The sequence below is a fragment of the Sulfitobacter aestuariivivens genome, assembly GCF_014763045.1.
Taxonomy (GTDB): domain Bacteria; phylum Pseudomonadota; class Alphaproteobacteria; order Rhodobacterales; family Rhodobacteraceae; genus Sulfitobacter; species Sulfitobacter aestuariivivens.
The window spans coordinates 1,206,384-1,225,974 of the sequence record NZ_JACTAG010000002.1 but is presented as its reverse complement, the minus strand read 5'-3'; the positions used below and the strand labels follow the sequence as shown (position 1 = coordinate 1,225,974).

Annotated in this window: 19 protein-coding genes; 8 read left to right on the top strand and 11 right to left on the bottom strand. The window is 58.6% G+C overall.

What is annotated here, in order from left to right:
• Positions 1–20: 20 nt before the first annotated feature.
• The gene (locus tag H9Q16_RS15775) at positions 21–701 is read left to right on the top strand and encodes a sugar transferase (protein ID WP_191076375.1); all 681 of its coding nucleotides are present in this window, start codon (positions 21–23) and stop codon (positions 699–701) included.
• Positions 702–711: 10 nt separating this feature from the next.
• Here the strand turns inward: H9Q16_RS15775 and H9Q16_RS15770 are convergent, their stop codons facing one another.
• Positions 712–1,809, bottom strand: coding sequence for a glycosyltransferase (locus H9Q16_RS15770; RefSeq protein WP_191076374.1), 1,098 nt, complete (start codon positions 1,807–1,809; stop codon positions 712–714).
• Positions 1,806–3,029, bottom strand: coding sequence for a glycosyltransferase (locus H9Q16_RS15765; RefSeq protein WP_191076373.1), 1,224 nt, complete (start codon positions 3,027–3,029; stop codon positions 1,806–1,808). The genes H9Q16_RS15770 and H9Q16_RS15765 overlap by 4 nt, the downstream gene beginning before the upstream one ends.
• A gap of 60 nt (positions 3,030–3,089) precedes the next feature.
• Here H9Q16_RS15765 and H9Q16_RS15760 point away from each other — a divergent pair, with 60 nt between their 5' ends.
• From H9Q16_RS15760 to H9Q16_RS15740, 5 genes are read left to right on the top strand one after another with little or no spacing between them, the layout of a single operon-like run.
• A complete protein-coding gene (locus H9Q16_RS15760) occupies positions 3,090–3,809 on the top strand; it encodes a sulfotransferase family 2 domain-containing protein (RefSeq protein WP_191076372.1) in 720 nt (239 codons plus the stop codon).
• 5 nt (positions 3,810–3,814) lie between these two features.
• Positions 3,815–5,080 carry a hypothetical protein gene (locus H9Q16_RS15755; protein ID WP_191076371.1) on the top strand — a complete coding sequence of 422 codons (1,266 nt, stop codon included), beginning with the start codon at positions 3,815–3,817 and terminating at the stop codon, positions 5,078–5,080.
• The gene (locus H9Q16_RS15750; RefSeq protein ID WP_191076370.1) at positions 5,077–6,093 is read left to right on the top strand and encodes an acyltransferase family protein; all 1,017 of its coding nucleotides are present in this window, start codon (positions 5,077–5,079) and stop codon (positions 6,091–6,093) included. The genes H9Q16_RS15755 and H9Q16_RS15750 overlap by 4 nt, the downstream gene beginning before the upstream one ends.
• On the top strand, positions 6,090–7,412 hold the full coding sequence (locus H9Q16_RS15745; protein ID WP_191076369.1) for an oligosaccharide flippase family protein: 1,323 nt from the start codon (positions 6,090–6,092) through the stop codon (positions 7,410–7,412). Before H9Q16_RS15750 ends, H9Q16_RS15745 begins: the two co-directional genes overlap by 4 nt.
• Positions 7,409–8,584: a GumK N-terminal domain-containing glycosyltransferase gene (locus H9Q16_RS15740; RefSeq protein WP_191076368.1), complete on the top strand. Its 1,176-nt coding sequence runs from the start codon at positions 7,409–7,411 to the stop codon at positions 8,582–8,584. The genes H9Q16_RS15745 and H9Q16_RS15740 overlap by 4 nt, the downstream gene beginning before the upstream one ends.
• Here H9Q16_RS15740 and H9Q16_RS15735 read toward each other — a convergent pair.
• From H9Q16_RS15735 to H9Q16_RS15725, 3 genes are all read right to left on the bottom strand, one after another.
• Entirely contained in the window at positions 8,482–9,825 is a 1,344-nt protein-coding gene (locus tag H9Q16_RS15735; RefSeq protein WP_191076367.1) for a hypothetical protein, read from the bottom strand. The two genes, H9Q16_RS15740 and H9Q16_RS15735, sit on opposite strands and share 103 nt — an antisense overlap.
• Positions 9,825–10,094: a spike base protein, RCAP_Rcc01079 family gene (locus H9Q16_RS15730; protein ID WP_191076366.1), complete on the bottom strand. Its 270-nt coding sequence runs from the start codon at positions 10,092–10,094 to the stop codon at positions 9,825–9,827. Before H9Q16_RS15730 ends, H9Q16_RS15735 begins: the two co-directional genes overlap by 1 nt.
• 89 nt (positions 10,095–10,183) lie before the next feature.
• A complete protein-coding gene (locus H9Q16_RS15725; protein ID WP_191076365.1) occupies positions 10,184–10,678 on the bottom strand; it encodes an ureidoglycolate lyase in 495 nt (164 codons plus the stop codon).
• A 126-nt stretch (positions 10,679–10,804) separates the two neighbouring features.
• On the opposite strand from H9Q16_RS15725, the gene H9Q16_RS15720 reads away from it, so the two are divergent.
• Positions 10,805–12,040, top strand: a complete 1,236-nt coding sequence (locus H9Q16_RS15720) for a urate hydroxylase PuuD (protein WP_191076364.1) — start codon at positions 10,805–10,807, stop codon at positions 12,038–12,040.
• Between the two features lie 7 nt (positions 12,041–12,047).
• Here the strand turns inward: H9Q16_RS15720 and H9Q16_RS15715 are convergent, their stop codons facing one another.
• The 5 genes from H9Q16_RS15715 to cuyA form a co-directional block, all read right to left on the bottom strand.
• Positions 12,048–12,782 (bottom strand): alpha/beta fold hydrolase, encoded by a 735-nt coding sequence (locus H9Q16_RS15715; RefSeq protein WP_191076363.1) that lies wholly within the window; start codon positions 12,780–12,782, stop codon positions 12,048–12,050.
• Complete coding sequence (locus H9Q16_RS15710) at positions 12,779–14,320, bottom strand: ABC transporter permease (protein WP_191076362.1); 1,542 nt, start codon at positions 14,318–14,320, stop codon at positions 12,779–12,781. The genes H9Q16_RS15715 and H9Q16_RS15710 overlap by 4 nt, the downstream gene beginning before the upstream one ends.
• The gene (locus H9Q16_RS15705) at positions 14,317–15,372 is read right to left on the bottom strand and encodes a quaternary amine ABC transporter ATP-binding protein (protein ID WP_191076361.1); all 1,056 of its coding nucleotides are present in this window, start codon (positions 15,370–15,372) and stop codon (positions 14,317–14,319) included. The genes H9Q16_RS15710 and H9Q16_RS15705 overlap by 4 nt, the downstream gene beginning before the upstream one ends.
• A gap of 77 nt (positions 15,373–15,449) precedes the next feature.
• On the bottom strand, positions 15,450–16,415 hold the full coding sequence (locus H9Q16_RS15700; RefSeq protein ID WP_191076360.1) for an ABC transporter substrate-binding protein: 966 nt from the start codon (positions 16,413–16,415) through the stop codon (positions 15,450–15,452).
• 47 nt (positions 16,416–16,462) lie between these two features.
• Positions 16,463–17,464 carry a D-cysteate sulfo-lyase gene (cuyA, locus tag H9Q16_RS15695; RefSeq protein ID WP_465319336.1) on the bottom strand — a complete coding sequence of 334 codons (1,002 nt, stop codon included), beginning with the start codon at positions 17,462–17,464 and terminating at the stop codon, positions 16,463–16,465.
• A gap of 139 nt (positions 17,465–17,603) precedes the next feature.
• On the opposite strand from cuyA, the gene H9Q16_RS15690 reads away from it, so the two are divergent.
• Positions 17,604–18,521 carry a LysR substrate-binding domain-containing protein gene (locus tag H9Q16_RS15690; protein WP_191076358.1) on the top strand — a complete coding sequence of 306 codons (918 nt, stop codon included), beginning with the start codon at positions 17,604–17,606 and terminating at the stop codon, positions 18,519–18,521.
• 91 nt (positions 18,522–18,612) lie between these two features.
• Here the strand turns inward: H9Q16_RS15690 and H9Q16_RS15685 are convergent, their stop codons facing one another.
• Positions 18,613–19,545 carry a GSCFA domain-containing protein gene (locus H9Q16_RS15685; RefSeq protein WP_191076357.1) on the bottom strand — a complete coding sequence of 311 codons (933 nt, stop codon included), beginning with the start codon at positions 19,543–19,545 and terminating at the stop codon, positions 18,613–18,615.
• Positions 19,546–19,591: the final 46 nt, after the last annotated feature.

Sequence of the window (19,591 nt, the reverse complement as noted above, 5' to 3'; positions counted from 1 at the left end):
CCGCATTTCGGAGCCTTCATATGGCGCAAATAGGCATTTCGTCTGACGCGCAACGCCTGACGACCAAAGAAACATCCTATCATACAGATGGATTTTACCTTCGGTACGGCAAACGTATTCTCGATATCTCACTGTCGCTTGCTGCGCTGCCCCTTTTCGGACCACTTATCGGCCTGATCTGGATTCTGGTGCGCCTGTCCGGACCTGCCGGGTTCTTCGCGCATCACCGCGTCGGACGTAACGGTGTGGCGTTCTCGTGCTGGAAAATCCAGACAATGGTGCCGGATGCGGACCGCCAGCTGGCAGACATCCTCGCGCGGGATCCGGCGGCGCAGCAGGAATGGGCGCGGACCCAGAAGCTGCGGAATGATCCGCGGACAACGGCGCTGGGGCGATTCCTGCGGCGGACAAGTCTTGATGAACTGCCCCAAATCTGGAACGTGCTGCGCGGTGACATGAGCCTTGTCGGACCGCGCCCTGTCACTGAATCGGAATTGGCCCGCTACGGTGTGCAGCGCCACAGCTATCTGGCCTGTCGTCCCGGCATCACCGGTCTGTGGCAGATCGAGGGACGCGGTGACGGCTGCTATGATCAGCGGCTTCGGCTTGATCGGCGTTATGCGCAGACCTGCGGATTGATGCAGGATATCGGGTTGCTTTTGCGCACAACGGGTGTGGTATTCAGATCGACAGGCGTCTGATCCTGACAGCTCAGACAGCACGCCTCAAGGACGAAGTTTGACGGGCGGCGACGTCCTGAACAATGCGCCACACCGCGTTGGCGCTTTCATCCCAACTGTAGTGCGCTGCACGAGCCAGACCATTTTTTCGCATCACACTTCGCGCAGCTTTATCGAGTTTGGCAAATTTGGTAATTGCGCGGACCATATCAGATGTACTTTTCGGATCGAACCAAAGCGCGGCATGCCCCAGCACCTCTGGCAGCGCACCGCTGCGCGCCGCCAGTACGGGCACGCCAAGCTGCATGGCCTCGAGCGCCGGGATACCGAAACCTTCGTTCAACGATGGAAAGACAAAGCCCGCTGCCCCTTCGTATAAGCCACGCAAATCGCTGTCGGGGACCCGGCCCAGCAGACTCACGCGCGCGCGCAAACCCGCATCGCGTGCCCGCGCAACCCCGGGCGCAAATCCACCTGCGATAGCCAGCGGCGGAACGTTTACGTCACAGGCCGCATGCGCCGCACAAAGCCGTGCGAGATTCTTGTTTGGGCTCAGATTTCCAACAGACAACAGATAACGGCCCGCTTCCAAACCGTGTCGGGCAGGAGCCAGCGCATCGCAAGGCAAGCGCAGAATGTGCGCGGCACTGTTTGACACGATGTGAAAAAGGTGTCCCGGCAGGCCAAGATACCGCGCCAGCGCTGTCGCTGAAGTGTGGCTGACAGTCAACAACGCCGATGCCCGACGCGCCAAGAGCGGTCGCAGTTTACGATGTACCATTCGGTAGCGTATCCCATACGCCTGCGGCATCTCGTAAAGATGCGCGTCGTGCAGGCACACCACTTGCGCCGGATGCCGAACCGGCCCGGCGTTCCCAAGGCTGATCAGAATACCGTCGCGAGACGCCTGATAAAGAGTTGTCTGTTCCCAAAGGTGCCCCACGCCGCCAGGTACAACCCGAGCGGACAGGTGTTTCCAATCTGGAAAGGTTACCGGATGCGGGACGAGGACCGTGACCTCACGACCCGGTGGCAGCGAGCGATCCAACGCATCGGTGATTTCGCGTGCGTAGCGCTGGACGCCGGACAACGGCTGGGTGAGGAACCGACCGTTGACATAAACCTTCACGCGGGATGCAGACGGCCCACCGCCCTTTTTTGCAGCAGATTGGTGTAGATCTGAGTGGTCTCGCGTCCCAAGGTCTCAAGGGACCAGCTGCTCACATCCGTGTCGAGCGCACCGCTTCTGAGAGCTGCGAGTTGCGCAGGCTGGGTCAGAAAGTGTAGCAAGCGGTCCGCGACCGGACGCACGTCGCCTGCGTCAACGAGCCAGCCATTGTGCCCGTGCGCCACGATTTCATCCAGTCCCGGTAAGGCCTGCGCCACGACTGGGCAGCCCGCTGCGATGGACTGGACCACCACCCGCGGAAGACCCTCGCGCACAGACGTCAGGACCGAAATATCGGCAAGCGCAAACAACGCCTCCGGATCCGTGCGGTGACCGGTAAGGATGACGTGGTCGGTCAGACGAAAGGCCGCGATCTCCGCGCGGATACGTGCCTCCTCCGGCCCTTCTCCGGCCAGTATCAGGCGAACGTCTGGTAGCGCGGCGGCCACACGGGCAAAGGCACGCAAAAAGGGGATATGACGTTTGCGTGGCTCGAAAGCGGCCATCATCACCACCACAGGCGGCTTGAGCCCCCGTGGTGGGACCCCCAGCAGGGCACGCCAGTCTGCCGGGCGCTGTGCGTTGGTGAATTTCTTGAGATCCATCCCAGAATAGACCGGGTGCAGACGCTCTGCGTCGCAAATGCCGGCCTCGGCAAAAGACTGCCCGACCGCACGGGAAACCGGAATGAAGGCGTCTGTTCCGCCAGCAACCCATTTTTCCGCGGCCAGGTAAAAGGCGTCTTTCGTTGCGCTGGTGCCATCGACAGGAAGAATATGGATGCCATGCACGACCAGCGCCTTTGGTGTCGCGCGGGCAGCCATCCGGCCCAATATCCCCGCCTTGCTTTGATGGGTATGGATGACGTCCGGGTCCAGCGAACGCAAAGTTTGCCGCAACGCACGCAGCGCCCGCAAGTCCTGCATTGGTTGCACAGGATGTACCATTTCGGACACCGCAATGCGTGTGACGCCATGTGGCAGATGCCAGTCCCAGTAGACGTCGCTGTCGCGCCCATGGACCAGCGTGACCCTATGACCTGCGGCGACCTGCCAACGACAGGTTTCAAGCGTATTCTCTTCGGATCCAGCCCGCATCAGGCGGGTCAGAATATGGACGATGTGCATGGCAATCCCTTCGCAAAAGCCGGGCCAATGACCCGTTAAGCCCGCGTTAACCATGGCCTGCGATCCTTACCAAAATCCTAACGTGCGTAGGGAGGGCCAAATTTCTTGCATCTGATGACGCGCCGCAAAGCGCTGCCGCGACTAATCTATATTCACGTGCCCAAATGCGGGGGCTCCAGTTTCGGGATGGCGCTGCGGCTTCGGTACCTCACCTCGCAGGCCACGATCTCGCTTCGTGCGGGGGATCCTGCACTGACAGTTGAGGCACGGATCATCTCCGAATATCAGCGCCGCGCCGTCGAGTTGCGGCGGCTGATTGCAGCCGGCAAGCATTTGATTGCGGGGCATGTGCAATACGATGCGGCACTGCATCAGGCAGAAGCGCAGGATTACCGATATGTGACCTTGCTGCGCGACCCGGTCTCGCGGTTTGTATCGCACTATCGGTATCTACAGCGCCGCCACCCCGATCCGACGCGCCCTGATACGCTGGCGGCATTTCTTGATACACCTGACGCCGCGCGATTGGCCTCGCAGTATCTTTACTATTTCGCGGGCCAAACCCAGACGATGACATCACAAAACACGCCAATGATCGCGCAGGCGCTGAGTCATCTGACGGCCTTTGATCTTGTAGGAGATCTGGCCGCGCCCGACCGGTTTCATACCGACATGGAGCGTTTGACCGGCGCCACGCTTCCTTACTTTCAGCGCAATACCGCGCCAGGTCCAACGTGCGTACCAGCGTCGCTTCGCCCCAGGATCGAAGCGCTTTGTGCAGCTGATATCGCCATATATGAGAACGCTCTCAGCCGGACCGGTGCTGCATGCTAGGGCTGGTGTCACCACTGACGTTGTTGATCATCTGCTGGGGTGGGACGGGACTGGTCGCACTGGTGGCATTGCTATCACTTGACCATCTCCCATTGGTCCAGACCTACATGTTGCGCGAACAATTGTCCGTTTCGGTATTTGGCTGGGCCGGTTTCAGCTGGCTGTTCGTCGCGGTCCTTGCCTATGGGCTGGGTGATCTGGCCGCCCGTGCTGCCCAGCGTCGTCCCCCGCGCATGCGATTGGCCTTTGACCTGAGCAAGCTGGCGCGCGTGACATTTATCGCGAATCTGATCTTGCTGGGGGTCACGGGGATTTGGATTATGCTGACTGCTACCAAGACCGGCGGGATCTGGCACCTTGCCGCAGCGGCATATGAAGACAGCCTGTCGACCCGTGATCTGCTGCTTGAAACCAAGCTATTTACCGGAATGCGTCTGTTTTATGCAGCCCTGCCTGCGACAGCTGGTCTGGCGGCCGGGTTGTTGGCCGCAGGTCAATTGACCCAGCGTGCGCGTTTTTTGATGTGGATCGTGCTTGCTGTGAATACGGCGGCGCTTTTCGTGCTGCCCATGGTGATGAGCCAACGGTTGCTTTTGCTGCAACTGATGCTGAGCGCCTACATCACTGCCTGCGTAGTAAGAGGTCGGATAATTGGCGTGATCTGGCTTGCCGGGGCACTGGTTCTTTTCGGGACCCTATGGGTCGCACGCGAAGCGGTAACCAACCCGCTGATGCAAACCACAGCGACGCAAATCGCGAGCCAGAAGCTTCTGTTTTATGTAGTCAACGACATGTGGAATGCCTTTGCGCCGTTGTCCACACACACCCCCCATACGCACGGCGCGCTTTCGCTGGAGGGGCTGATGTTCTTTACCCTGACTGACAGCTATTTCGCTGAAGTGCTGGCACCCACATTGGCACAGCTTGACCGGGTTCTGGGCGGGGGTGAATTTCCTTTTCTCACAGTCCCCTTCGTCGACTATGGAGCCTTCGGGGGAATCGCATTTATAGTGCTTTGCGGTTTTGTCATTCGGCTGATTTACCAGCGCGCGGCTTCGTCTGTGGTTGCAGCCGCCGTCTATGGCCAGTTCGGCGCGGCGATGCTCTTTTCCAGCCATTCCCTATACTTCACGCATCAGAATTTCCTTTTCACACTGCTACTGATCTGGGGAATATCCGCGCTGGTCACGCGCAAACACGGGGCATGCCGCACCGCAATTGAGAATGGGATTTTTGTCAGCCGCAGACGTTCTAAAGGCGCGCGCGTGTGAACGGCCAACGGCTACCCGGATTGCAGATGCTGCGTGCCCTTGCGGCGATCATGGTTCTCACCGGTCATGTTCTGGCCGAGGCAGAGCACTACTTTGCCCTCTCCCTCCCGGGCGACGCCGTGCCATGGACGCGCGGTGTAGACATCTTTTTTGTCATCTCGGGGTTCGTGATCACCCTTTCAGTGGCCCGGCATATCGGACATCCGTTGGTGTTTCTGCGCCGTCGCCTGCTACGGGTCTTGCCGCTTTACTATCTCTTCACGACGCTGATGCTGCTCACGTTGCTGGCCTTGCCGGACGCGGTGAAAGACACGGTCCTTGATCCGGCAAATGTGCTCAGTTCGTACGGTTTTTTGCCTTACGCCCGCGAAGATGGACGCGTGGCACCAATTTTGTCGCTGGGGTGGACGCTCAATTACGAGGTGTTTTTTTATGCCGCAGTGGCCTTGTGCATGTGCAGCGGGCGTCCACTGCGCGCGGTCGCGATCTTGCTGGTGGCGCTTGTGAGCGCAGGCGCGGTGTTCAAACCGGAACATACGGCCCTGACCTTTTGGACCAACCCGCTGGTGCTGGAGTTTCTGTTTGGCATCGCACTGGCGCGTCTGTGGCAAAGTGGGGGGCCAAGACCTGATATTGTCTGGTGTGGGCTTTGCCTGACGGTAGGTAGCGTATTGATGATCGTACTGGATTCGATGCCGATGCCCCGGGTGCTGGCGGCAGGTTTGCCCGCGATGCTGATGGTGGCTGGCGCAACGCTCTTCTGGCCACCGATAAGAGTGCCAGACTTGAGGCTGGGCGATGCGTCCTATGCGCTGTACCTGTCACATCGGTTTGCCTTGCGGGCCGCGACGTTGGTGTTGCTGCCGCTGCTGCCTGCAACCGGTGTCGGTGCTGAAATCTATCTCGTTTTGGCACTGCTGTTTTCGCTCGTCACCGGAATGGTGGTCCACCATTGGATCGAACGCCCAATGATGCGCGGGTTTCGCCCTCGCCAACACAGGCGGCTGGCATGAAAACGCACTTGTGGTCTTTCGTTCTCAGCTGGAGCCGTGTCGGCATCAACGCGATGCTTTTTCTTGCGGCGACGCGGTTTCTGACGTTGAGCGAAATCGGGCTCTTTGCCACCGCTTTTGCCCCCGTGCGCATGATCCAGGGGATACACAAGGCCGCGCTGCCGGATGCGGTGATCATCCTTGGCGGGAGCCGTGGGCGGATAGAGGCTCTCTTTGCGGTGTCACTGGTGTCGGGGGGCGCGCTGTCGCTTGGTTTTGCAGTTCTTGGCTGGGCCTTCAATCCCCTGCTGCTAAGTCTTGCCCCGATCCCTTTGGTGCACGGGCTCGCCGCGGTACCTGACGGGCTTTTGAGGCGTGGGCTGCGGATCAGGGCGCTGGCGTTGCGGACTTTAGCAGTGCAACTGGTTGCTGCGGGTGTCGCCCTGTGGATGCTCCGCACGGGGCAAGGTGTGGCAGCGCTGGTGGCCTTTGCTGTGTTGAATGCAGTGCTTGGGAGTGCGGTAACGGTTCTGCTCGCCCGGTGGCGGCCGAAGGGTCTGCCCGCCCTCAGGATGTTGCGCCTGTTGTGGCCCAAGACCGTGCAAATCATCGCGCGGGCGTTGCTCAACACCGGGCTGTTCCCTTTGGTGCAACTGATGATCGGTCTGACGCTGGGGCCAGCAGCGGCAGGAGCGTTTCAGATTGCCACGCGCATGGTCGAGCTGATCGAAGCGCTGATGCTATCACCCATGCGTTTTGTAAGCCTGCCCGAGCTGCGAACTGTGCCGGACCTGCCCTCTGCGGTGATGGCACAACTAGGTACAATAGCCATGCTGTCAACTTGGGTTTGGTGCGGCGTTTGGATCAGCGCGCCTGACATCCTGCGGCTGGCTGTAGGTGCCGATCACACCACGGCAGCAGTGCCCCTACTGCGCGCACTTGCACCTTTCGCCCTGATATCAGCCCTCAGCATGCCGGTGGTGCAGGCGCTGAATGCCAAAGGATACACCGCGTTGGTTCTTGGCCGCGCCTTCGTGCTATTGGGCATCGGAACATTGATGGCAGGGATAGGGTTGTGGCTGAATGTCCAGGCAGTCGCGGCCGCTGTCTCCGTCTCAGCGATACTTGTGAGCCTTTGGTTTGTTCCGCGAGCCTTGAATGCCCTGAGCATGGCGGGATCCAATTTGCTGATCCTGGCCAAGCCGTTGGGCGCAGCAGGCGTGATGATACTGACATTGCTTGCATTGCCTTTGCCATTTGCCGCGCAGGTCGTGGTGGGCACGGCGGTTTACGGCGCCGTTCTACTGATTGTGACCCACTCCCAAAGGCAGTTGGCATGAAGCGCGCGGTTCTGATTACAGGCCATTTTGCGCATCAAAAGCGTAAGGGCAGCATGCTGTGGGTCTCCGATCACCTTCAGCAAATGGGCTGGCATGTAACGATCGTGACCATGGGCTACTCGTGGCTGTCACGCCTGAAAGGAGATGCGCGGTTGGGAGTGTTCAAGCACCTGCCGACACGTGGCATCGACGTGATCAACCCCACGCTGAGCTCGCAATTCGAGCTACCGCTGATACATCCGTTCAAAACCCGGTTTGAAATTGCTGACACGTTGCTGGCATGGCCGTTCCGCCATTTCACCACCTTCTGGCATAAACGCCTGCAGAGTCCGCTAAGGCACGCTGATCTAGTGATCTGTGAAAGCGGCCCGCCTGTCCTGCTTGGCCCATCGGTAGCAGCACTTGCGCCTGACGCGGCGCGGATCTACCGGGTGAATGACGATGTTCGACTCTTGAATGCGCCCCAGATGCTGATCCGGGCAGAGACCGATAATCTGCAGTGTTTCACCCGCATCAGCACAGCATCACCCTTGTTGGCAAAACGCTTTCGCGACCATGAAAACGTTACACTGGACCCGATGGGCATTCCAAAAACAGCGGTGGAACAGCCGATGGCAAACCCCTTTGACCCGACATTCAAAGGCAGAGTCGCGGTCTGCGCAGGCACCACGCAACTGGATGTCATGGCGCTGCAGCGTATTGCCGCAAAGCAATCTCACTGGCAAATCCACGTGCTGGGGCGTCTGAAATCTCCGCCCCCCGCGCTGCCCAACATCATCTGGCACGGGGAACAGAACTTTGACGTCGCACTGGCCCACATCGCCCATGCCGACATCGGTCTTGCGCCCTATCTGGACGCGCCGGGGATCGCTTATCAAACGACCAATTCAAACCGCATCCTGCTGTATCGACATTTTGGCTTGCCGACGCTCGGGCCTGATGCGCTGTGTCACCGCGATATCCCTTCCATCATCGGATACAGCGCGCCGGACGGTCCGGCACGCTGCGAGGCATGGATAAAAACGCCCGAGGCTATCGCCGATTGGTCCGGCCTTGCCCGCAGTCTCTCTCAGAATGACGCAACTGTACCGCCCAACGAAGTTTCGACTGACCCTGCAATGATGGCAAAATCACGGGTCAGAACAGTCCCCGCATTCACCTCCAAAGCATAATTTGTCGCCGAACCGGCGGCATCGGCGCGGCAGTCCTGCAACCACATCGTCGAGGGGTTGGAGCATTTGAATGCAATCGATGTACCGTCAACGTCGCGCGCCAATGCGGTGGTTCCCGCAAGCCAGCTTTGGGTAGATTGGATGACGTGCACTTCGGTACCATTACGCGATAGCCCGAAAGCCCCGTTCAGGACAATCGCGCGCACCGCATCATGCGTTGTGAACCCGTTGCAAGAGGAGGCGCCCGCGATCCCGTTGCGCCAGCCGGTGCAATCTTGCAGCAACACATGCAGCCCGCTCACACCATCTTCGTGAAAGGACCAGCCGTCCTTGGCGCCCTGCGACGCGTCGCAATTGAAGAACGCACACAACCCGCTGGTGCGTCTGATCCGCGCTGCATCAAGTGGTGCCGCCGGATTTGAAGGTGCGGCGTAGCGGAACGAGCAATTTAGCCCGACAATGTTGCGCGAGGCCACCGGATCAAGATGGAGCGCGCCGGTGATACCACCTTGGGTATGGATATTCTCCAAATAGATGTCGTGCGTATGCGTCATGAACCGCGCACCGTGAAATGAACGCAGTAGCGCGATATCATTTGCACCCGGGGCGCTGCCGATGTTGATGTGAACTGTGCTGCCATCAACCGCCCAACTTTGATCGGTGACTGCGCAGGTGGCCGTATCCGTAACCTCAGTCAGTTCGGTATAGTGCCCCTCGGGTGTCAGAACATCGGTGCGAAACACACGCTTCACGGAACTGACGGGCGCGGAAAAGGTATCGTCTGCATTTGTCCAGGCAACGTTGAAAGGCCCCGTGCGGTAAGTAGCGGGACCGCCCCAGCCAATGATGGCCACAGGTTGATCCGGCTCATCATTGCCGTTGCGGGTGAAGGCGCTCTCTTCGTAGGTGCCCGGTTTGACGAGCACCCGGTAAGGCGCAGCCGTCGCGTTCCCGGCCAAAAAGGCCGCATAAATGGTGCGTTTGGCCTGAGTAAAGTCGCCGTCCACGCTGCCGAGGCCGGTTTGCCCATCATCGCCCGCCGCGCTGTCTACGTGATAGGCCGGACCAGCCCAGATCGCCGGATCTACCAGATCACGCGGGTTGATGTCCGCAACATACCGTGTGCCGGTGCGGTGAATACTCAGCGGGTGGTGCGCTTGGTCCCAGCCAAAACCGGTTGGGAAGTCCACTGGCACGCGACTGCTGTACTGGGGCTGCAACCCTACTGAGAGACCCAGCATCAGATCAGGCCCTTGATACCAGTCGCTGTGCTGCCTGCTGCAAGCACCTGAGTAGCACGCAACGGATAGATCACACCGGGCATAAGACCCGGAAGGGTCAGGGTGTCGCCGTTCTTGAACACCACGGCAAGATCGCCGCCCTCCGAGACCATCACGGCACGTGTGACTTGAGCAAGGTCCATGCCATCTGCCGGGATGATGTCAAAACCACCGGTGATGGGGCTGTTCAGGGCTGTCTGATAATCGTCGTACTTGTCGGGGATGGGCATCGCAGGCTCCTTGCGTAAAGATTGCGCAAAGGTGCCGAACGCTGGTTAACCTGGTGACAACAGGGCGTTCGCTGCCGCGGAACCGCCTTCTAATCCGGTGGCCCCGCGATGACATAGGGCGTGTCGAACCAGTGCTCCTCAAGGTTTGCACCCATCCCGATCCGATCCACGACTGCGAAAAGTCCCGGCTCTGACAAGGGCGTCAGCACCCCGTGCCACGTGCCCTTGTGCAAGTTGATCGCCTGACCGGGGTCGGTCAGAAAGGCCAGCGGCTGGCCTGGCACACCGCCCGCATCCGGAGCCACGACAACCAGAAAAGACACAAGTGTCATAGGAATGAATGCCTGACTGCCTTGCGGATGCCGCTCAACCATATCCAGCATCAACGGAAATTCGCGCCGCTGCGCCTGAAAGAGACTGACGCCCGCACGCCCGTCGCCGAAATCGAGTTTTGCGCGGTCGTGATACCGGCGGCAGAGGCCCTGATTGATGATCTTGTCGGGCGCGCCTGCGACCTCAAGTACATCCCCAAACGGCGCGAAGGCCTGCGCGGACATCAGCTCTGGAACGATTGGCGTGGTCATGGGCGGGCCTTTCCTTGCCACACGATACTGCGCGGGGTGCCGGGCAGACGCAAAGAGATTTTGCGCCTCGCATCCAGCGCCAGACGTGCTAACACGGAACCCCGAAGGGGCAGTTGGGGACACGCCATGTATGATTTCGCCGTCATGTGGGACTGGATCGGCTTTGCCGTCCGCTGGCTGCATGTGATCACCGCCATGGCCTGGATTGGCGCGTCGTTCTACTTCATTGCGCTGGATCTAAGTCTGCGCAAGGCCCCCGACCTGCCCGAAGGCGCGGCGGGTGAGGAATGGGAGGTCCACGGCGGGGGCTTCTACCACACGACGAAATACCTCGTCGCCCCTGCGCGTCTGCCCGAACATCTGACATGGCACAAATGGCAAAGCTACATGACCTGGCTTTCCGGTGCGGCATTGTTGATGGTCATCTACTGGGTTGGGGGCGAGATTTACCTGCTTGATCCGAACAAGGCGGAACTCTCGCTTTGGCAGGGTGTGCTGATCTCGGCCGCGTCCCTGACGATCGGTTGGATCCTTTATGACTACTTGTGCAAGTCCCCTCTAGGAGAGACGCCCACGGTATTGATGCTGCTTTTGTTTGTGATCCTGGTGGTCATGGCCTGGGGCTATAACCAGATCTTCACGGGTCGCGCGGCGCTGCTGCATCTGGGCGCGTTCACGGCCACAATCATGACCGCCAATGTGTTCTTCATCATCATGCCCAACCAGCGGATCGTCGTGAAAGACCTGCAGAAAGGACGCACGCCAGACGCCAAATACGGCAAGATCGCCAAGCTGCGATCGACGCATAATAATTACCTGACGCTACCGGTCATTTTTCTGATGCTCAGCAACCACTACCCGCTGGCCTTTGCCACCGAGTACAACTGGATTATCGCCAGCCTGATTTTCCTGACGGGCGTGACGATCCGGCATTACTTCAACACCATGCATGCCACGGGCCAAGGGCCGCTCTGGACATGGGCCGTCACCGTGCTCCTGATGATCCTCATTGCCTGGCTGTCAATCTTGCCAATGCATGAAACGCTTGAAGAAGCCGAGGCCCGCCCCCTCACAGTGCACGAACAACGCTTTGCCAGTGCTGCTGGTTTTGCTGATGCCTTTGATGTGGTGCGTGGAAACTGCTCAATGTGTCACGCTCGCGAACCCTTCTTTGAAGGCATCCGCTGGGCGCCAAAGGGTGTTTTGCTTGAAACGCAGGGCGATGTGGCCGGACAAGCGCAACAGATATTCTTGCAGGCGGGCGTGACCCACGCCATGCCTCCGCCCAATGCAATCTCGACCATGGACACAGATAGCCGTCGGGCGATTGTCGCGTGGTACCGCGCGGCGACCGGGGGATAATGACTACCTAGCTGTCCAGAACAGTCCGGTTCAGAAAGTCTGACAAGACCATATTGAATAACGCCGGATGCTCCAGATGTGCGGCATGCCCCGCATCAGGAAGTACAGCTAATCGGCAGCCGGGTATTTGTGCCCACAACTCGCTGATTTGAGACCAGGCATAGGATTGATCGCAGTCGCCCCAAATGATCAAAGTCGGCGCCGAGATCTGCGCCAGTTGGTCCTTGCCCGACCAATCACGCATCGCCTCCAACCCTGCAAGAATGGCAGGCAGACCAGCTTGCTCTGCGATGGCGGCGCATCCCAAATATTCCTCAGCATCTTCACCAGCGCGAAACCACTTGGCCGCAATCCGATGTGCCGTGGCAGGCGCGCCGTCTTGCCGGGCACGACGCATGGAAACATCAATAGGCTCAAATCGTCCGGGCAATGCGCCAACAGCACCCGTGCCATAAAGCACCAGACGCCTGATCCGGGCAGGATCAAGGCGCGCCATGTCCTGCACGATCATGCCGCCCATGGAATGCCCCATCAGATCAAAATTCGAAATACCTCGGCGCGCAAGCGCATCCAGCACCCACTCAGCAAATCCTTGAATGCTGCTGATGGGGGGCAGGCTGGCGTTCCGGCCAAATCCGGGCAGATCGACACAGATCAGCTCACGGTCTTCTGCCAAAGGGGCCTGCAACGCCCACTGATCACTGCCACCCATGAACCCATGAACGCAGACCAAAGGCGTCACCGACGGCCGCCCTGCACAATTCGGTCAAGTATCATCGCACAGAACAAGATCGAGAAGCCCGCAAGGATTCCCTGCCCAACGTTGGCGTATTGCAATGCTTCCAGCACGTCTTCACCCAGTCCTTTGGCCCCGATCAGCGAGGCAACCACGACCATTGCAAGGCTCAGCATAATCGTCTGGTTGATCCCCGCGCGGATTGATGGGCTGGCCAGCGGCAGATCGACCTTGGTCAGCAGATACCATTTGTTGGCACCAAAGCTGATCGCCGCTTCACGCACGCTTTCAGGCACGCCTCTCAGGCCAAGCACCGTCAGGCGCACAACGGGCGTGCCGCCGAAGATCATCGTGGTGACAACTGCCGCTGGCTTGCCCGTGCCAAAAAAGGCAATCACCGGGATCATGAAAACAAACGCAGGCATCGTCTGCATAAAATCCATGATCGGCTGGATCGCTGCATAAAAGCGCGGGCGTCGTGCTGCGAACATGCCAAGTGGAATGCCTATCAGAATCGACAGGCACGCCGCCGTGCCCAGCAAAGCGAGCGTTGTCATCGCCTTGTCCCAGAACCCCAGCAACCCCATGTAGGCCAGAAACGCGCCGGAATAGATGGCCATGCGCACCCCTGCAGTAAGCCAGGTCAGCAGGATGATCAGGCTCGCAATCACGATCCAGGGTGTGCTGACAAAAACGATCTCTAGGGCGTCCAGCACCAGCCGGATGCAATAGGTTATCGCATCAAAGAGCGCTTCACCGTTCAGCACCGCCCAATTAAAGAACCCCTCAACCCATTCAATGCTGGTCAACCGGATGCCGGGTTCCGTCGGAAATTCAGAGAGCAGCGTAAAGCGGCCCGGAAAGCTGTAGTGCATCATTGCAGCCACCACGATCAGAACCATGAATATGGCACTCAGCACGATATGCGAGACCGGCATGCCAGAGCGCACGGTTCGGTCGCTCAACCACTCGGAAAACCGCGATTCCAGCGCCGTATTGCCCACCATCGACTGCGCAATCTTGACCAGCACAAGAATCGCCAGCCCCGTCAGTGCAATTGTCGGCCCCTCGGCCGCCAAAGCTTCGGCCTCAGCGCGGATGCCGCCGATACTGGCCTCCAGCGATTCCACGGTGCGCGTGTACACATCTACCTTGTCCGAATTTTCCTCAAGCGCGGCGGCCAGCTGCCGACGACGAAGCTCAAGCGTACCTTCTATAGATGCGATACGGGTCATAGCCTCTGCGGCCAGGTCACCAAAAAGGCCGCGTGCGATCTGCACAAAGGCCAGCGTTTCGATGATCAGAAACGGCAATGCCCAGTTCCAAAGACCGCGCGCACCGAACCAAACCGGGCCGAACAAGCCCGCCATCGCATTGAATGTCGGCGTGAAACTGGCCGAAGCACCAATCTTGTCAAACATCCGAATGTAGTAGTCGGGACTGGTGCGCACAAAGGTGCGGATATTCTCGCGCCGCTCTTCGGCATAGGCGCGGGCTGCGTCGGAATGCGTGTCATCCAGCGGATTCACTTCTGTCTCGGTCATGATACTTCGGTCCCTTCGATCACGGTCCGCAGCAGATCAGCGCGGGTGATGACACCCGCATCGCCGCTGTCACCCTTGACGATGATCGGATGCTCATCATCAATCGCCAGATTAATAAGCGTGCTAAGCGTTTCGTCCTGGTCGACCCGCGGTGCGTCTGCTGAAATCGGCCCTTTGTCTGCGACAAATTCGGCGATGGGCTGCATTACCGCATGGGCATGCACCACCTTCAGCCGTGAAATTCCGGCGACAAAATCAGCGACATAATCATCTGCCGGGTTCATCACGATGTCTTCTGCGGTACCCATCTGCACCATCTTGCCATCCCGCATGATCGCAATCCGGTCACCGATGCGCACCGCCTCGTCCAGATCGTGCGTGATGAAAATCGTCGTTTTCTTGAGGATTTTCGACAGGCGAATGAACTCATCCTGCAACTGGCGTCGGATCAAGGGATCAAGCGCTGAAAAAGGTTCGTCCATCAGCAGCACATCGGGGTTTGCTGCCAGCGCCCGTGCCAACCCGACCCGTTGCTGCATTCCGCCAGAAAGCTCGTGCGCGAACTTGGCACCCCAGGCCCCCAGTTCAACAATATCCAGGATCGCTGCCGCCTGCCGCATCCGCTCGTTCTTGGACACTTTCCGGATTTCCATCGGCATTGCCACATTATCCAGCACGGACCGGTGCGGCATCAATGCAAAGTTCTGGAACACCATGCCGATGGTTCTGTTGCGAAACCGCTGAAGCGCGCGCGGTCCCAAGGCCATGACATCGGTGCCTTCAATCTCGATCTTACCAGCCGTGGGTTCAAGCAGACGATTGAAGTGGCGAACCAGCGTGGACTTGCCACTGCCCGACAGGCCCATGATGCAGAAAATCTCACCCCGTTTGACGGATAGGCTGACATCAGCCACACCCACGACAGCGTTGTATTCGGCAAGTACTTCGGCCTTGGTCAGTCCCCTTGACCGGATGGCCTCAAGTGCAGTTTGCGCGTTAGCGCCGAAAATCTTCCAGACGTTGGAGATTTCGATGACGGTTTCGTCGGACATTTTGTGACCACCCCATCAGAATTGAAAAAAGCGGCGCCGTACCCGGGCGCCGCCTCTGTTATCGTGTCAGCGGCGCATCAAAGCCCCAGCCAGCCATCGACCTTATCAGAGTTAGCCGCGATCCACTCTTTCGCAGCATCGGAAGGGTCCTTGCCATTCGCACTGATCTCATACGCAAGCCCAGAGACGTCATCCGCGCTCAGCGCGAAATTCTGGAAGAACTCGGCAATCGCAGGCGACCGGTCAACCAATGAGTTGGACCAGGCAATTTGCACCTCTTTCAGCGCATCCTTGGTCGCAACGCTTGATTTTTCGTACCAATCCGCATCATCGGATGGTTGCACCATCACATATTTTGCCGGGTCAAAGGTCGGCTCGGACAGCATTTCGACATCAAACATGAACCAGACGGCGTGTGGCTTGTAGCAGTAAAAAGCATAGCCTTCGCCCTTAGCGATACTATCCTTGATACGCGCGGTCTTGACGCTTTCCTCGGCACGAACGGGTTCGACAAAGTCCAGCAGACCATAATCGCGTGTCTTGACCTCATTCACATTTGCTGACGCCCAACCGGGGGCACCGATCCACATCTCACCCTTGCCATTGCCGTCGCTGTCCATTGCCGCGGCCACATCAGGGCGACCCAGATCAGCAATGTCAGTGATGTTCATCTTGGCGGCAAAATCCTTGGACACGCAGAAGCCTTGATTGCCCTCATACGGATTGGAGGACAAGGTCACAGTGCCTGCTTCATCGACGTATTTCTGGGTAAAGCTTTGCTGGTTTGGCAACCAAACGTCCGGGTGCACATCGATGTCACCTTTTCCCTGATCCATCGCCTGAAAAATCGTGGCGTTGTTCCCGGGCACATATTCAACGGACCCGCCGATGCGGCTGGTGACAACCTCGCCCAGCACATGCGCAATCGCCTGCGCCCCCGTCCAGGATGGCACCCCGATCTTCACCTCTTCGGCTGCAAATGCGGGTGCGGCCAGAACGCAGAGCGCTGCGGCAAACCCCATCGGTTTCAATTTCATCATCATAGTTGTGAACTCCTCTGTTGGAACGCGCCGAATTTCCGGCGTCTTTGTCAAATCAGGGTCGCAAGCTGCGCCTGATATGCGAATAATGCACTTGCCCCGCCGGTATGCAGGAACAAGACCTTGTCACTGGGCTTGAAAAAGCCCTCCCGGACCATCCCGATCAACCCGGCCATCCCTTTTGCGGAATAGACCGGATCAAGCAAAATCCCTTCTTGGCGCGCAAGCAACTTTATTGCTTCGAGAGTGGATTTTGCTGGAATCCCGTAGCCTTCGCCTACATATCCATCATCAACCAATATCTTGCTCAGCGGCACACCAGATGCGCCCAACTTTTCGAGCGTCTTTTGCGTCAACGCATGCACGGCATTCATCTGCCGCTCGCGCGGTTGCCGTACGCTGACCCCCATCACGGGCAGATCATGTCCCAGCGCGTGAAAGCCGGCAACCAGACCAGCCTGTGTGCCAGTGCTGCCTGTCCCCATGACCAGCCAGTCAAAAACCTGTCCTGTCTGCGCTGCGTGATCTGCGATTTCCTGCGCACAGCTGGCATACCCCAAAGCACCGGTTGGGTTTGATCCACCGCCGGGTATGAAATAGGGCCGATGACCCTCATCCCGCAGCTTTTGCGTGACCACTTCGGCCTCGGCGTTCATGTCCAGACCAGCGGGCCGAAACTCTTGCGACGCACCAAAGAGGTTGTCCAAAAGAACGTTCCCGGTTTCCTCATAAGAGGCATCCCGATCCGGCACCCGACGTTCCAGAAGCACATGACATTTCATGCCCACCTTGCAGGCCGCGGCGGCAGTTTGGCGCACGTGGTTGGATTGCACGGCACCTTGCGTGACAAGCATATCCGCATTCTCGCGCATTGCCTCGCCCACCAGAAACTCAAGTTTGCGGGTCTTGTTGCCGCCCATCGCCAGCCCGGTGCAATCGTCGCGCTTGATAAACAGGCTTGGCCCGCCAAGGAACGTGGACAGCCGCGGCATGGCTTCGATTGGTGTCGGCTGGTGACAAAGATTCGTCCGCGGAAACTGGTCAAAGTCGATCCGGGTCGCGATATGTTCGAGCGTTTCTGCCATGGTTGATTCCTGCTCTGGGCGCAAAAGCTATCGTGCATCACGGCCATCGCGTAAGCCAATGTTATGAACAAATGACATTATGCAAAAATTGCATTACTATGTACCGATGGACATTTTACTCTTCCGCGATCTCGAAAAGCTGCGAGCGCTTGGCAATTTTTCCCAGGCCGCCGTACTTGCCAACCTCAGCCAGCCCGCATTCAGCCGGCGTATCAAATCGCTCGAAACCTGGGTCGGCGCAACATTGGTTGACCGTTCGCGCCAACCAGTCCGCCTGACCGAGGCCGGGACCCAGATGCTGGAGGCCGGTTTGCAAGCACTCGCACGGATTGAACGGGAACGCAGTCAGATCCTCGAAGCCCATTCGCTGCCGGACAAATATGTTGTGACTTTCGGTGCGCAGCATTCGATTGGATGGCGGTTCTACCCCAGCTGGTTACAGGCACTGGAAGACGCTTACGGGCCAATCCTGTCAGGCCTACGCGCGGACGACCTGCACAACTGCCTGCGGGATCTGAAGAACGGTGAGCTGGATTTTGTCGTCGCGTACGTTGGGCCCGCGCAACAATCCGACAACAGTTTTGATACTGTGGTGATCGGCAGTGACGAATTGATCCCTGTTTGCAAACCCGAGTCCGACGGCACGCCCCTTTTTGACTTTACCCGCGAAGGTGTCGACATGCCCTATCTGCGCTTCGGCGAAGCCGCCCCTATCAGCACCCTGCTGAACCCGATGCTCAAGGCCCACGGCCTTTATCGGCGTTTGACCACGGTTTACGAAAATTCAATGGCAGGTGCGCTCAGGATCCGGGCACGGGCCGGCGATGGTATCGCCTGGTTGCCGCGCAGCCTGGTCGCACCGGATATTGACCAAGGCCTGTTGGTCCTTACTGGCGTGCCGGAATGGAAGGTTGAGCTGCAGATCCGTCTTTATCGCAATCCCGCCAACACCAACCGCGTCACCCGTGCTCTTTGGTCTTTTCTGGAAGTCCGCGAGGCGGTGCCGTTAGTACAGGAAGGATGACGCTATGTGCCCGGAACCGGGTCAGCAGAAACTGCAAGGTAGGGTCATGGATAATCGAGGCCCGCAGCGGTTCGGGCCAATAGGCCCAAGGTTAACGCAGATAGGCATCAAGCATGTAGCGCACGATCCGCTCTACGACGATGGGTCTCACATGCACATTGTCATTGCCGAAGGACCGGAAGCCGCCCGTGGTGACCATCTCGTAGCTGGGAAAATAATCGACGTTGTCGAACGTCGTTGCGGCCTGTTCAGCCACCACACGCAACAGCGACTTTGAATAGGCGTTGCGCGTAACTGCATCGCCGCCCGAGAACGTGACCTGAAGCGGCACGGGCGACACTGTCAGCACGACCTTTTTGCCCAAATCCGTCAGCCGCTGAAGCATCTTGTTCACGACGCTGCTGCATTCCTCATACCCCATCTGGCGAAACTCGAACCGATCCGGGTTCTTGCGCACAAAGCGCACGCCGGGGGCCTCGTTGAGGTATAATTCGTCTTGCTTGTCATACCACGTCTCGATCAGACCAAGTGTGATGATGACCGTCTGCGAGGCCCCAAGACCCGCCCCATAAAGATCCGAAATCTGCTGACGACGTTCCATTGCACGAGACTTTGATACCGCTCGCCCCCCTGTGGCCAGCAGACAATCCACGACCGATCCGGTTAGCCCACCATAAATCGCACGTTTGTCAGGCGTCTGCCCTGCCGCTTCGACCACCTGCATCATGGTGCCGGGATTGTACTGGTTTAACACACGGTTGGGGTTGCCCGGCGCCTCCTCGTGCGGGGCCTCGAAATGGGCGGTCGGCACCGTGACGTTATGATCCAACAGAAACTTTTCCACGTTCCGCGCAAAGCAAGATCCGATAGTGAACACCGTCTCGTCTCGCCCAATCGAGAAACTGGGCTCAATCGCCGGGAAAAACATAAAGTCATCATACCGCTCATCTTCCCGATTGGGATATTTGCGGGCATCGTTCTTCAGTGTTTGGGAAAAGGCGTCCGGGCCGGGGATCGTTTTCATCTCAGCTCACATGTTTAATGGGTGACCGCTGGCTCCCTACACCCTC

What these genes read in the sequence shown, in the direction of transcription:
- H9Q16_RS15705 (WP_191076361.1), bottom strand. Translation starts at nt 15,372, where the DNA reads ATGTCCGACGAAACCGTCATCGAAATCTCCAACGTCTGGAAGATTTTC.
- H9Q16_RS15775 (WP_191076375.1), top strand. Translation starts at nt 21, where the DNA reads ATGGCGCAAATAGGCATTTCGTCTGACGCGCAACGCCTGACGACCAAA.
- H9Q16_RS15765 (WP_191076373.1), bottom strand. Translation starts at nt 3,029, where the DNA reads ATGGTTAACGCGGGCTTAACGGGTCATTGGCCCGGCTTTTGCGAAGGG.
- H9Q16_RS15745 (WP_191076369.1), top strand. Translation starts at nt 6,090, where the DNA reads ATGAAAACGCACTTGTGGTCTTTCGTTCTCAGCTGGAGCCGTGTCGGC.
- H9Q16_RS15690 (WP_191076358.1), top strand. Translation starts at nt 17,604, where the DNA reads ATGGACATTTTACTCTTCCGCGATCTCGAAAAGCTGCGAGCGCTTGGC.
- H9Q16_RS15720 (WP_191076364.1), top strand. Translation starts at nt 10,805, where the DNA reads ATGTATGATTTCGCCGTCATGTGGGACTGGATCGGCTTTGCCGTCCGC.
- H9Q16_RS15740 (WP_191076368.1), top strand. Translation starts at nt 7,409, where the DNA reads ATGAAGCGCGCGGTTCTGATTACAGGCCATTTTGCGCATCAAAAGCGT.
- H9Q16_RS15710 (WP_191076362.1), bottom strand. Translation starts at nt 14,320, where the DNA reads ATGACCGAGACAGAAGTGAATCCGCTGGATGACACGCATTCCGACGCA.
- H9Q16_RS15730 (WP_191076366.1), bottom strand. Translation starts at nt 10,094, where the DNA reads ATGCCCATCCCCGACAAGTACGACGATTATCAGACAGCCCTGAACAGC.
- H9Q16_RS15760 (WP_191076372.1), top strand. Translation starts at nt 3,090, where the DNA reads ATGACGCGCCGCAAAGCGCTGCCGCGACTAATCTATATTCACGTGCCC.
- H9Q16_RS15725 (WP_191076365.1), bottom strand. Translation starts at nt 10,678, where the DNA reads ATGACCACGCCAATCGTTCCAGAGCTGATGTCCGCGCAGGCCTTCGCG.
- H9Q16_RS15700 (WP_191076360.1), bottom strand. Translation starts at nt 16,415, where the DNA reads ATGATGATGAAATTGAAACCGATGGGGTTTGCCGCAGCGCTCTGCGTT.
- H9Q16_RS15735 (WP_191076367.1), bottom strand. Translation starts at nt 9,825, where the DNA reads ATGCTGGGTCTCTCAGTAGGGTTGCAGCCCCAGTACAGCAGTCGCGTG.
- H9Q16_RS15685 (WP_191076357.1), bottom strand. Translation starts at nt 19,545, where the DNA reads ATGAAAACGATCCCCGGCCCGGACGCCTTTTCCCAAACACTGAAGAAC.